The following is a 13,069-nucleotide window of genomic DNA, read 5'->3' as shown; positions in this document are numbered from 1 at the left end:
GGATACAAGTTTATTCTGGAAATCCCTTAAAATCTCCTAAGATTTGCGTTAATTTGAACCGCAAAACATTTGAAGAGACAACATGCAAACAGGAATTCAACACCTCCATTCCGGAATGGCTTATTTAGTGCTGGCCGGATTAGCTATTGTTTTTATTTATGCCTTGATCGGTGCATTGAGCAATAGAGAATTTACAGACAAAGACAGGAAATTCGGCCTCATTGGTCTGATTCCTGCACACATTCAGCTTTTAGCCGGTATCGCCATCTATTTCCTCAGCCCACTTGGTTTTTCGAACCTTTCTAGTGGTAATGCTATGGGTGATCCTGTGAGCCGTCTTTATGCACTTGAGCACCCTTTGATCAACATAATAGCCATTATCCTGATCACCGTTGGTTATAGCAGGGCAAAAAAATTAAGTGTCAGCAGATCAAGGTTTAGGAGCCTTTATATGTTCTATGGTATTGCATTGATACTGATATTGTCCAGAATCCCTTGGGATGCATGGATGTAAGAAATATAATAAAGGAGCTTTAGGGCTCCTTTTTTAGTCTTCCTCCTTAATTATGTTTTTCACCCTTCCTACCTCTCCTGTATCCAACTGCACTTTGATCCCATGTGGATGATTAGGTGATTTGGTCAGAATTCTTTTTACCAGCCCCTCTGTGAGTTCACCTGTTCTTTGGTGGTGCTTTTGGACCACTTCTACCAGGTCTCCAATTTTGATATCACTTCTTTTTTTACCATCCAGCATGATCAGCTTCTTTTGATTTTAAAAGTCCAAAACTACAAAATCTTCCGCTCACACACTTTCTAATTTATGTGGAATTATTAACCTGGCTAACATTCACGCAGTAGGTTTTCTTTGCAGATTTCTAATAGCCTTATAGTCTCCTTTAAAAGTTTCCTTGACCATCACAATTTGCCACAATTGGTTCTTCCTTGCACGAAAGGACCCGGCGCAAGAAGAAAGATAATATTTCCACATTCTATAGAAACGCTCATCATATTGATCCTTGAATTGTGACCAGCTTGTTTCAAAGCGCTTTAGCGAGGCCATAAGGGTTCGACCATAATTGCAGACCGAAATTATCGCAGTCTCCAATCAACAAAAAGACCTTACAAGTGATAATATTTTAACTTTTATTTTAACACAGTGGGCTTTATTTAAATCAACAACCAGAACTAGAAACTTCATTTGCCAAAGTTCATGAGAAGTAAAACGATCTAAAGTCATTTTAAACCAGAAAGATCTCAGGCTCCATCACAAAACAAAAATTGGATCAGAGCTACCATTACTCCTATTATCTTTTTTAAATTGACATCAAAAACGAGCCTGTTTTCATATTAAAAAAGTAATAAATCATTAATCCAGATTTAAAAAAATCAACAATTATAGAAAAAGCCCAACACTCCTTCCTAGTAGACCCCAACAACCCAAACCAAGACATCTTGAGTTTTTGAAATAAAATTCTGTTTCAGAAAAAATTAATTACCTTTGCAAGGCATATGAAAGACTGCAAAGTAATAAAACCCATCCCCACTCCACCCTGATGGGCTGGTTTTCTTTTTTAAACTTCAATATCCAAAAGATATTAGCCATAATCGCGTACCCAAAAAAACACAATACAAACTATATCAAATAAAATAGCAAAGACATGACACAAATGTTCTTTAACCTATTTCGTCCAAAGGAGTCAAGCCTCAAGGATGAAGTACTTTCTGGATTAACTGTAGCCTTGGCCTTGGTGCCGGAAGCAGTAGCTTTTTCATTGATTGCTCAAGTATCACCCTTAATAGGCCTTTACACTGCCTTTTTTATTGGTTTAATCACGGCTATTCTTGGTGGTAGACCGGGCATGATATCTGGTGCTACTGGAGCAATAGCGGTTGTAGTGGTAGCGCTAGTGGTCAGCCACGGTGTAGAATACCTCTTTGCTTCGGTAATTCTGATGGGCGCAATACAAATCCTTGTAGGCGTTCTTAAGCTTGGAAAGCTGATCCGACTAGTACCTCATCCAGTTATGTATGGGTTTGTCAATGGGCTAGCAGTGATCATCTTCACCTCACAATTTGAACAATTTAAAATCCAGACAAGTCCTGGCGTGAAGGAGTGGATCACCGGACCTCCTTTGTTCATCATGCTGGGCTTGGTGGTACTAACCATGGTGATCATCAAGTTTCTTCCTAAAGTCACTAAAGTCATCCCTTCTGCTTTGGCTGCTATTTTAGTAATTTCTGCCATTGTCATCCTTGGCGGAGTAGATACCCGAACCGTGGGCGATATGGCCTCGATCTCAGGTGGACTTCCTGAGTTCCATCTGCCTATGGTTCCTCTAAATTGGGACACTTTTATGACCGTCTTGCCTTATTCCGCCATTATGGCCGGTGTTGGTTTGATTGAAAGTCTTTTGACCCTAACCTTGGTAGATGAAATCACCGAGACACGCGGTAATGGAAATAAAGAATGCATCGCCCAAGGTGTGGCCAATGTTACCACAGGCTTCTTTGGAGGCATGGGTGGTTGTGCCATGATCGGTCAGAGTTTGATCAATGTCAACGCCGGTGGTAGAAACAGAATATCAGGTATCGTCGCAGCCTGTGGCTTGTTGACCTTTATCCTTTTCTTTTCTTCTTATATTGAAATGATTCCGATGGCCGCTTTGGTAGGCTTGATGTTTATGGTGGCCATTGGCACCTTTGAGTGGGCATCGCTGAAGATTTTCAAGAAGGTACCTTTTACGGATGTTTTGGTGATGATTGTCGTAACCTTGGTTACTATCTTCTTGCATAACCTGGCTTTGGCAGTTTTAGTCGGGGTAATTATTTCCGCTTTGGTATTTGCATGGGAAAACTCCAAAATGATCCGAGCAAGGAAGACGGTAGATGAAAAAGGCGTCAAGCACTATGAAATTTATGGACCATTGTTCTTTGCGTCTGCCTTGACCTTTGGGGAAAAATTTGACCCGACCAATGATCCCGAAGAAATCATTATTGATTTTGCAGAAAGCAGAATCATCGATCACTCTGGCATAGATGCTGTTCATAAGGTCACCGAAAGGTACAATAAGGTAGGTAAAACGGTCTATATCCGTCACCTCAGCACCAGCTCTAAAAGCTTACTGGAAAAAGCCGAAAAAATCATCAACGTAAATTATGCCGATGATGATCCAAGTTATAGAATTGTAATGGACTAAGCGGATTCTCCAAAACATATAAAAAGCAGCAATTAAACGAATCACTGCTTTTTATATGTTTCATTGAAAAAAGTAAGAAATTCCCAATATCTCAACCTCCACCAAAGCTCGTTCCTAAAAACGGTTCTTCTTCCGGTATCCCCTCCACTTCTCCTGAAACCTCACACTCCTTCCTGTAACTAAATATAAACTCCCTCTTCAACAGGAAGACTAACATCACTTACAGGAAGGCCGCTTAGGACTACAGGAAGCCTTCCTACCCTTACAGGACACTATACTTGGAGTAAAGAACGGGTTTGTACCGATCAATATATCTCTGTATCTTCTCTAAATTCCCTGTAGAATACATGCAAAAGCTTACTGCACCAAAGTTGGCATTTCAAACAAGATTTAGCATTAGGCACCGTAATAACCAAGACCAATGGATATTAAAATAAAAATGTGCATATACTTAATCTGGATAATTTTTGAAGCCAATTCAGTCTTTGCACAAACTTCATTGAAAGAAATTGGTTTGGAACATGGAAGCCATACCGTTGGGTTTACACATTACTTGGCCTCTGACAGTACTAGAACTTACAAAAGAATATTTGACTGGAATAACAATGCCATCCCTAGACCAATACCTATCAGTATTTGGTATCCCTCCAAAGACAAGTTAAAAGGTACCAAGCCGATGCAAGTACTGGGTTATATGGAAATCCTAAAGGAGGAAGAAGAATGGGAATACTTGCCCAATGAGCAAATATTAAACTGGTTCAACTATGCCAATACAACCTCCAATCAAAACCACTTAAAAGAACAAACAACCGCGTACTTTGGGCTTCAATCCAAAAATGGCAAATTCCCTGTGATTGTCTATGCTCCAAGTTATCAAGCTTCATCCATAGAAAATTTTGCTCTTTGTACCTATTTGGCAAGCCATGGCTATATCGTGCTATCAAGTCCAAGTCGAGGAACAGAAAACAGGTTTTTGGAAGGAGGAACAGAAAAGGACATGGAAACCCAAGCTAGGGACATAGAATTTTTGATCAAAGAAGCATCCTTATTACCTAATGCTGATCTTGATCAAATAGCCACCATGGGCTTTAGTTTTGGGGGGTTGTCCAATGTCCTTTCCCAAATGCGTAACGAAAATATAAAAGCCATTGTAAGCCTTGATGGCAGTATCAAGTACCAGTACAATACATTAAAAAAATCACCATTTTTTGATATCAAAAAGGTGGATATCCCTTTTATCCATATGGCACAGAAGGACATTTCCGAAGAGGTTATGAAAGAGGATAATATCAATCCAGCATTAAACCATCAGTTTGAATTTTATGATAGTCTTGTTTATAGCCGGGCATACCAGTTAAAGTTTAACCATCTTACCCATGCTTACTTTAGCACCTTAGGGGTATTATTTCAGGAAAGAGACAAAAGACAGGATAAAAGTGATGCCGAAATCATGGAGTCTTATCGTTGGGTCTCCGTTTATACCTTAAAATTTCTGGACGCTTTTCTGAAAAACAACGCAGATGGGTTCGCCTTTTTGGAAAACCCTCCTGAACAAAATAGAATAAGAAAGGAATTGATAAACCTTAAGACAAAACTACCGCAACAAAAGTCTTTCACTTTCCAGGATTTCCACGAATTAGCTATAAAGCATGACTATAAAGATCTTGAAGCACTTTATAAGGAAACCCAACAAAAACATCCCTCTATACAGTTGCCAGAAGGGAAACTAAATAACCTTGGTCTTCAGCTGACTTTTAATCCAGAAACATCCCAAAACGGGATAAATATCTTTTTATTGGCCACTCATTTATACCCCAATTCAGCCAATCTTTATGATAGCATGGCCGAGGCATACTTGTTCATTGGAGATAGAGACAATGCCATAGTAAATTTTAAAAAATCCTTGAGCTTAAACCCTCAAAACCAAAATGCCACAGCCAGATTAAAACAACTTCAGGAATAGAATGCCAAAACCTTAACAATACAAGAACAGAGAGGCAATTATAGTTAGGGCTTTGCATAACTTAACCTATTTGAAGCTTAGCATTAGCAAAAAACAACTCTTCTTTTTATGTTTTCAACCAACACGATAGATAAATCCTCATACGGCTTTTGAACAAAAAAGCCGATCAAAATCTCTCTTGACCGGCTTTTATATTTTAAAGGTTCTTACCTCTTATTTGCTTGCGATGTAAGCCAATAGGTCTACTACTTTGTTAGAGTAACCCCATTCGTTGTCATACCAAGACACCAATTTCACGAAAGTATCGCTCAACTGGATACCTGCACCTGCATCGAAGATAGAAGTTCTGGCATCACCGATGAAGTCATTAGATACAACTGCATCTTCAGTATAACCCAAGATACCTTTCAATTCTCCATCAGCAGCTTCTTTCATTTTAGCGCAGATTTCTTCGTAAGTAGCACCTTTTTTCAATCTTACAGTAAGGTCCACTACAGAAACGTCTGGAGTTGGTACTCTAAACGCCATACCAGTCAATTTACCGTTCAATTCAGGAATTACTTTACCAACCGCTTTGGCAGCACCTGTAGAAGAAGGGATAATGTTTTGACCAGCACCACGTCCACCTCTCCAGTCTTTCATAGAAGGACCATCAACAGTCTTCTGAGTAGCTGTGGTAGCGTGAACAGTAGTCATCAAACCTTCTTCAATACCCCAGTTGTCATTCACCACTTTAGCCAGTGGAGCAAGACAGTTGGTAGTACAAGAAGCATTGGATACAAACTGCATATCGCTGGTGTAAGAAGATTCGTTAACCCCCATTACGAACATTGGTGTATCGTCTTTAGAAGGAGCAGACATTACTACTTTCTTCGCACCTGCGTCAATATGACCCTGAGCAGATTCTTTGGTCAAGAATAGACCTGTAGATTCTACCACATATTCAGCACCGATATCAGACCATTTTAGGTCAGCAGGATTTCTTTCGGCAGTAACACGGATAGCATTACCATTCACTACAAGCTTACCGTCCTTTACTTCTACATCTCCTTTGAATTGACCGTGAGTAGAATCATACTTAAGCATGTAAGCCATATAATCTACATCTACCAAGTCATTGATACCAACGATCTGGATATCATCTCTCTCTTGAGCGGCACGAAAAACCAATCTTCCGATTCTACCGAATCCGTTAATTCCTACTTTAATCTTTGTCATCTTAAATTAAGGTTAATAGGTAAAATTATGTTGTTGTTATAAATCGACTAAATCACTACTCCACTTCCAAACATTCTCTTTTAGTATCTTACAAAAGTGGTTTGTATGCTAAAAACATCCCGTAACCTATGATAGGATGGTGATTTTTTACTAGGCCAAATTTATTGAATTAATATTTAGTAAGGAAATTAAGTCTGTAATAATCTATCATATTTCCATAGTTTTTGGCGCGTGTTCGATCATTTTGGAAATAAATCCCAAAATTAACTGTCAATTCCGCAAAACACTGTATCCAACAGCATATCTACAGCCATACAACACTTCACATAGGATAATAAGTTTCCATCACAAGCTCTTTATCCAATTGACCATGTCTTGGAGGACTTCCTCATCAAAAGTCACTTCTATTTGGGCATACTCACTCACACTTCCAGTTTCAGAAGGTTGAAAGAGATGATTAAGTCCAGGGTAAAGTTTGGTCTCTACCTCGATTCCTTTTGTGTTTTTTTGCAGATCTTCCAACGCTTCCTTATTGATCGGTCCATTTACTTGTATGTCATTCTCTCCAAAGAGAGCCAAAACAGGTACTTTGCTTTGATTGATATATACCGATGGATCAAATTTCAAAAAGGTAAAAAACCATGGGGTGATCATCTTTCCATAAGCTTGTTCCAGTTGGGCCAACTGTTCTGAATTGACGGAATCAATATCGCTTTTCGATTCCAAGTATTCTTTTAAGGCGGAATTAAGCTTAGGCTTCAAAGAATCAAAATCCTTTGTTTCCTTAAAAACTTCATAGATCATTTCATTAAGTTGGCTTTGCTCTGCCATGATCTCAGGTGATGCCCCGGATGAAGCCAGTACATCTTTGGTTTGCTGCTTCATCAGCTCAGCTATTGGCACAACAGGTCCGGCTAGTGAAATACCAAAGCCCATCCCCTTTTCTTCAGCAGCCATGATCCATACGATCATTCCACCTTCACTATGACCAATCACTCCACTTCTGACCTGATCCACAAAAGGATACTTCTTCAAATGAGCCAAGGCCAAAACAGCATCCTTTTTGAAGTCAAAGCTGGTTGCTTTATTAAAGTCACCTTCAGACTCTCCTACTCCCCTTTCATCATAGCGCAAAACCGCGATACCATTGCTGCTCAAATAATCTGCAATCACCCAAAGGGGTTGATGGCCCAACAATTCTCCATTTCTGTTTTGCTTGCCAGATCCACTGACTAAAACCACTGCTGGAAAAGGCCCCATGCCTTTGGGTTTGGTAATGGTTCCTTTCAAGGTAATGCCTTCTTTTAAATTCGTAAAAGATGTTTCAATGATGTCATAGTCAAATGGAGGCTTAGGTTCTTGAGGCCTAGCTCCGAGAGTAGACTCCCCTTCTGCCATTTTGGACAAATTCAATGGAAATTCCATTCCACCCTGCTTAAACGTTCCTTGGATGGAATCATTGACAAGGACTCCTTGGTAGCTGATTTTCAATTGATCAATTTCAAATGCTAGCATGGGGGCTGTAAAAAGCACTTTGCTAATGGCAATTCCCTTAGCACCCTGCGCAGGACTATCCATCGTTCCTTTCCAATCTCCATTTTCTTGATGGAAATTGAAAACCAAAGGTAGCTTTTGGGCCATCACCTTTAATTCACCCTTCCAGCTTCCTTCCAAATTCACACTTTGTCCAAAAGTGCTCCATGTAATAAAAAACAATACAAATAAGTTGATCAGTTTCTTTTTCATAATCCATTGATAATCTTAGCTATCTATTTTCGCTCAAAAGTTTAAGAGGATAGTTGGTGTTTGAAGCCTTTTGAGAAATTTAAAGATAAGATGATTTCCAATATCTTTGGGTATGCAAAATGAAATCCTTATTGAGATAGTCACCAAAAGAATGCCTTTTGGAAAATACAAAGGAAGACTCATCTGTGACATCCCTGAACATTATTTGGTATGGATGTACAAAAAAGGCTTTCCAGAAGGAAAGTTAGGCATGTGGTTGCATACCATGTACGAAATAAGGATCAATGGATTGGAATACTTGATTACAGAATTAAAAAAGAGGTACAAACCTCAAGATTGAAAATTTGTCCAAATTTACTTGGGCGCCTTATAAACAGCTATCGGGTCTGGGTCACCATCAGGATCGTTTTTGACATATCCCCCAATCTCAGGTCCTCCCAACAAAACCAGGCCCGCCACGTGTGGAGCAGCCATGGATGTTCCGCTATTATATTCGTAGAGACCTCCTTTCCAAGTAGAATAAATAGTTTGTCCCGGAGCACACCAATCAACTGGAGGATTGCCATAATTTGAAAATGCTGTAAAATTATCTTCACTATCCATAGCAGACACTGTAAAAATATAATCTCCATTAACTCTGGAAGGTGACACATACTGCGCAGGAATGTTTTCATTCCCTGCAGACAAAACGAAATAAATTCCTTTTTTCGAAGTTTCAAGAACAGCATTATCCAATGTTGGCGAGGTAGGCGCGGTTATACTTAAGTTGACCACATCGCCACATTTACCATGCTCATTAATATATTCAATCGCTTCAAGGAAGCCTGACAGAGACCCCTTTCCATCACCATTCAAGATTTTAATGGGAATGACCCATGCTCCTGCTGCTACCCCTGCTACTCCCTTTCCATCTAACTTAGCTGCTAAAATTCCTGCAACATGGGTTCCATGACCATGATAGTCTTGTAGACTTTCTCCATCCTGCCCAGTTTTAAATGCATTGAATCCTTTAGCCCCCTTTACTCTCAAATCTTTATGCTTTAAGTCAATCCCTGTATCCATAATAAAAGCAACGTTTTTACCTTTATATTTCACAGGGCCTCCTACCCTTGCCACTCCATAAGGAATCATATCTCCTTCTTTGTCCTTTTTACTTTTTTTTAAGGAAGGAATACCTAAACTGGAAGGTTCTGTGGGAAGTTTAATTACCTTATCTTGTTCAATTTTTTTTACACCATTTTTGTTTGACAATACAAGCAACTCCTCTTTGTTTAACCTAGCTGAGAAACCAAGAAAATTCCGAATATAAACTCTCTCAATTTTCTCCTCCTTATTCTCAATACCGTTCATTAAATCCATCACCCTTAATTTTACGCATTCATGTATATCGTTATTAGACTCCGTTAATCTCGCATTCACAGATTCATCCTCAAGAACAACAATATATTGATCAGGGATCAATTCAAACTCTTCTGTAGCTTTTTCTACCTTTTGTTCAGGAAGAGGAAATTCATTGTGACATGCATAAAATAAGATGGCGGTTATAAAAAGACTTATTTTAACCACTTTTGGATTGCGTAGAAGTACTATCATAATAGTTCAATTTAAAATTGCAAAACTAATAAAAAAATAAAATCACAACTGGATCAATTTAATTTAAAATACAATAAACAAAGTATAAAGTTAGATAAAATTTGAAGCATTAAAATATAACTGACCAAATTGTTGATCAACAATCACATTGTATCAACAAAAAACTTTTCTCAAATACATGAAATGGGTTTAAGTGAGAAAAGATTCAAACTTAAAAAAGTAGTCAAATTAACTTATTTCCTGGATCAGGCTATCTGAATTATTGTAGTTAATTTATCCCATAATAAAATAAAACCCACTAAAAACAATTAATCTCCAACCATTAATACTCCCCGTTTAACTCCCTTTGTCTCCATTCATAGAATAATCTACGCTTTAGGGAAACCTTTACGTAATTTTGTAGTCTATTATAAAGAGAGCCCCCACTAAATTAATTACCAACAAATTGAAAATCAACAACATGCGAAAGCTATATTCTTTTCTATTTTTTACGATGTTACTTCAGAGCAATCTATTTGGACAAGAAATGCTCAAGGGTAAAATTGTAGACAAAATTTCAGAGGAGACGCTTCCAGGTGCTTACATTTTTATTAAAAATAGTCAAGATGAAACCCTTGCTAATGCTTTTACAGACGAGAATGGAAACTTCAGCATCCAAAACCCTGAAGTCTCATCCTTTATACTAGAGGTAAGTTTTATAGGCTATCAAACCTTGAGTAAAAACTACAGCAATCTCTCTTCCAATAACCTTGGCGTCATTGCAATCGAAGAAGATGCAACTCAGCTTCAGGAGGTGGAAGTGACCGGGCAAGTCATGACAGGTGAAGTAAAAGGAGATACCATTTCTTTCAATGCCAATGCCTACAAAACAAGATCACAAGCCAGTGCAGGAGAACTCATCAGGAAGATGCCCGGAGTGGTTATGAGAGGAGGTACCATTGAAGTGCAAGGAGAAACTGTTGGACGAGTATTAGTAGATGGAGAACCTTTCTTTGGTGATGATCCAGCCATGGCTATGCAAAACCTTCCTGTTGAGGTCATTGATAAAATCGAATTTTTGGACCAAAAAAGTGATCAGGCAAGATTGACAGGCTTTGATGATGGGGAAACCATTAAGACCATCAATATCATTACAAAAAAGGATAAAAGAGGAGGAAAATTCGGTCAATTATTTGCCGGATATGGTACCGATGACAACTATCTAGTAGGAGGCGCCGTTCACTTTTTTGAAGGAACCCAACGGCTGTCCTTACTTGGCTTGAGCAACAACATCAACCAACAAAATTTTTCTGCTGATGATTTAACAGGCGCATTCGGGTCTGGAAATGACCGTGGTTGGGGACGAAGGGATAGTGATGACCTGACCGTCAGGGAACGTCCAGGTATCACAAAAACCAACTCTATTGGAACAAATTTTACAGATAAATTTGATGGAGGTAAGGCTAAATTCTCAGGGAACTATTTTTTCAACGATAGCAAAAACACCCTAAGAAGAACCTCTACAAGAGAATACATTCTTCCAAGTGATAGCCTTCAATTCTATGACGAAAACGTGCAAAACCAAAACAATAGCCAAACGCACAGGATGACTATGAAATTGGAGTATGATATCACTGAAAGACATGCTATTATCTGGCGACCAAGGTTTTCTTATGAAAAGGGCAACTCATTGAACAAGTTGGTTGCTAGAAACCTCTATGATAGAAGTACTCCTATTAGTGAAACAGTGAACCTTACTAATTCCGAAAATGAGGCTTTAAGAATTGATAACGACTTCACCTATCGGTTTAAATTTGACAGACCTGGACGTACCATATCTACCTCTATTGAAACGGGCTATCGGGACAATAATAGTGAATCACTACTTCTTTCTGCTAATCGGAACTATCAGTCCAACAACTTGGATAGTTTGATCCAGAGAACCATTACCAACAACGATCGTTTCGAATACGAAGCAGAAATTGAATATACAGAACCAATTGGGGAACACACCCAGTTAAGATTGGAGTACGAATTTGGTAATGACAACAGTAAAAACCTGCAAGATGTTTCCCAAAGAGAAATGGAGTCTACCATTTTTGAAAGAGACACCACTTTGAGTAATGAATTTAAGAACGGGTACAATCGTCAAGAGCTAAGTCTAGGCTTACGTCACAATACAGAAACACTCAGGATTTTCACTGCGTTGAACTATGAAGTAGCCAAGCTAAACAGTGACCGGCTTTTTCCTGGCTATGAAAATACGAAGAGAACCTTCAAAAACTTTGTCCCAAGAATGTTTATTGATTATGAACCGGATAAATCCACCAGTATCCGACTTGGCTATAGAGCAGACACAGATGCTCCTTCGGTTCGTCAATTGCAAGACGTCATTGACAACAGCAACCCTCTCCAAATTTCAATGGGTAACCCTGAACTGGAGCAAGAATATGAGCATAGAATTTTCTCTAGAATCAAAAAAATCAACTTAGAGAATTCTAAGTCTTTCTTTATGTGGCTATCAGCGGGGGTTCGTAAAAATTTCATGGGAACCAGTACTTACATTGCCACTAAAGACACCTTAATTCAAGACGATGTGTTACTCAGACAAGGTGGGCAGTTAAGCCGACCTGTCAACCTCGAAAATGCGTGGAATGCAAATACAAGCATATCATTTGGATTCCCTCTTGGATTTATGAAAAGCAACTTGAACTTGGACACCAGATTGAATTACTCAAATCAACCTGGTCTAATCAATGATCAATTGAATACCAACCATAGTTTGGGAATGGGGCAAGGCTTGGGTATTTCTAGTAATGTAAGTGAAAAACTTGATTTCAACTTAAGCACCAGTGCCAATTACAATATTGTGAGGAGCACCCTTCAGAAGGATAGAGATAGCAATTATTATTCACAGAGCACCAGGCTTGACCTTTATTGGAATTTCTGGAAAGGTTTCTTCTTCAGCACCAATGTGAACAATCAGTTTTACATAGGACTAGGTGAAGAATATGACCAGTCCATTTGGTTAATGAATGCCGATTTTGGCTACCGATTCCCTCCTTCCCAAAACCTTGAGCTAAAAATGACAGTTTTTGACTTATTGAACCAAAACACCAGTATCAATAGAAATGTCACTGATGTATATATCGAAAATGAAAGAACTGAAGTGCTGAGACAGTTTTTCATGGTTACCTTAACCTACAATTTAAGAGCATTTGGTGGAAGCAAACCACAATATGATTAACTACCTTACTAAACCGTAAAGAAATGCAGCCCTATAAAGGCTGCATTTTTAGTTTTGACAAGATCTTCTACCAACTTTAATATTGATCTGCTCAAAGACCATAACATTTCCTGAAACATGGTTGCA

Annotated in this window: 10 protein-coding genes; 5 read left to right on the top strand and 5 right to left on the bottom strand. The window is 38.8% G+C overall.

Annotated elements, in window-relative coordinates:
• Positions 1 to 82 precede the first annotated feature (82 nt).
• Complete coding sequence (locus JL001_RS14505; RefSeq protein WP_200977279.1) at positions 83 to 514, top strand: hypothetical protein; 432 nt, start codon at positions 83 to 85, stop codon at positions 512 to 514.
• A 33-nt stretch (positions 515 to 547) separates the two neighbouring features.
• Here JL001_RS14505 and JL001_RS14500 read toward each other — a convergent pair whose 3' ends face one another.
• Both JL001_RS14500 and JL001_RS14495 read right to left on the bottom strand, forming a co-directional pair.
• Entirely contained in the window at positions 548 to 754 is a 207-nt protein-coding gene (locus tag JL001_RS14500) for a YwbE family protein (protein ID WP_200977278.1), read from the bottom strand.
• A gap of 93 nt (positions 755 to 847) precedes the next feature.
• Positions 848 to 1,060, bottom strand: a complete 213-nt coding sequence (locus tag JL001_RS14495; protein WP_200977276.1) for a class I SAM-dependent methyltransferase — start codon at positions 1,058 to 1,060, stop codon at positions 848 to 850.
• Positions 1,061 to 1,658: 598 nt separating this feature from the next.
• Here JL001_RS14495 and JL001_RS14490 point away from each other — a divergent pair.
• Positions 1,659 to 3,197 carry a SulP family inorganic anion transporter gene (locus JL001_RS14490; RefSeq protein WP_200977274.1) on the top strand — a complete coding sequence of 513 codons (1,539 nt, stop codon included), beginning with the start codon at positions 1,659 to 1,661 and terminating at the stop codon, positions 3,195 to 3,197.
• 439 nt (positions 3,198 to 3,636) lie between these two features.
• A complete protein-coding gene (locus JL001_RS14485) occupies positions 3,637 to 5,160 on the top strand; it encodes a CocE/NonD family hydrolase (RefSeq protein ID WP_200977272.1) in 1,524 nt (507 codons plus the stop codon).
• A 213-nt stretch (positions 5,161 to 5,373) separates the two neighbouring features.
• On the opposite strand, the gene gap is transcribed toward JL001_RS14485, so the two are convergent.
• Both gap and JL001_RS14475 read right to left on the bottom strand, forming a co-directional pair.
• Positions 5,374 to 6,378, bottom strand: coding sequence for a type I glyceraldehyde-3-phosphate dehydrogenase (gene gap / locus JL001_RS14480; RefSeq protein ID WP_192011418.1), 1,005 nt, complete (start codon positions 6,376 to 6,378; stop codon positions 5,374 to 5,376).
• A 345-nt stretch (positions 6,379 to 6,723) separates the two neighbouring features.
• Positions 6,724 to 8,124 carry a S9 family peptidase gene (locus JL001_RS14475; RefSeq protein ID WP_200977270.1) on the bottom strand — a complete coding sequence of 467 codons (1,401 nt, stop codon included), beginning with the start codon at positions 8,122 to 8,124 and terminating at the stop codon, positions 6,724 to 6,726.
• A gap of 112 nt (positions 8,125 to 8,236) precedes the next feature.
• Between JL001_RS14475 and JL001_RS14470 the strand changes: the two genes are divergently transcribed.
• Positions 8,237 to 8,464 carry a DUF3820 family protein gene (locus JL001_RS14470; RefSeq protein WP_200977268.1) on the top strand — a complete coding sequence of 76 codons (228 nt, stop codon included), beginning with the start codon at positions 8,237 to 8,239 and terminating at the stop codon, positions 8,462 to 8,464.
• 14 nt (positions 8,465 to 8,478) lie between these two features.
• Here JL001_RS14470 and JL001_RS14465 read toward each other — a convergent pair whose 3' ends face one another.
• Entirely contained in the window at positions 8,479 to 9,717 is a 1,239-nt protein-coding gene (locus JL001_RS14465) for a S8 family serine peptidase (protein WP_200977266.1), read from the bottom strand.
• Positions 9,718 to 10,177: 460 nt separating this feature from the next.
• Between JL001_RS14465 and JL001_RS14460 the strand changes: the two genes are divergently transcribed.
• Positions 10,178 to 12,943, top strand: coding sequence for an outer membrane beta-barrel protein (locus JL001_RS14460; protein WP_200977265.1), 2,766 nt, complete (start codon positions 10,178 to 10,180; stop codon positions 12,941 to 12,943).
• Positions 12,944 to 13,069: the final 126 nt, after the last annotated feature.

It is taken from the genome of Echinicola sp. 20G (genome assembly GCF_015533855.1).
Taxonomy (GTDB): Bacteria; Bacteroidota; Bacteroidia; order Cytophagales; family Cyclobacteriaceae; genus Echinicola.
Note: the sequence above shows the minus strand (reverse complement) of the source record. Positions and strands in the feature narration are given on the sequence as shown.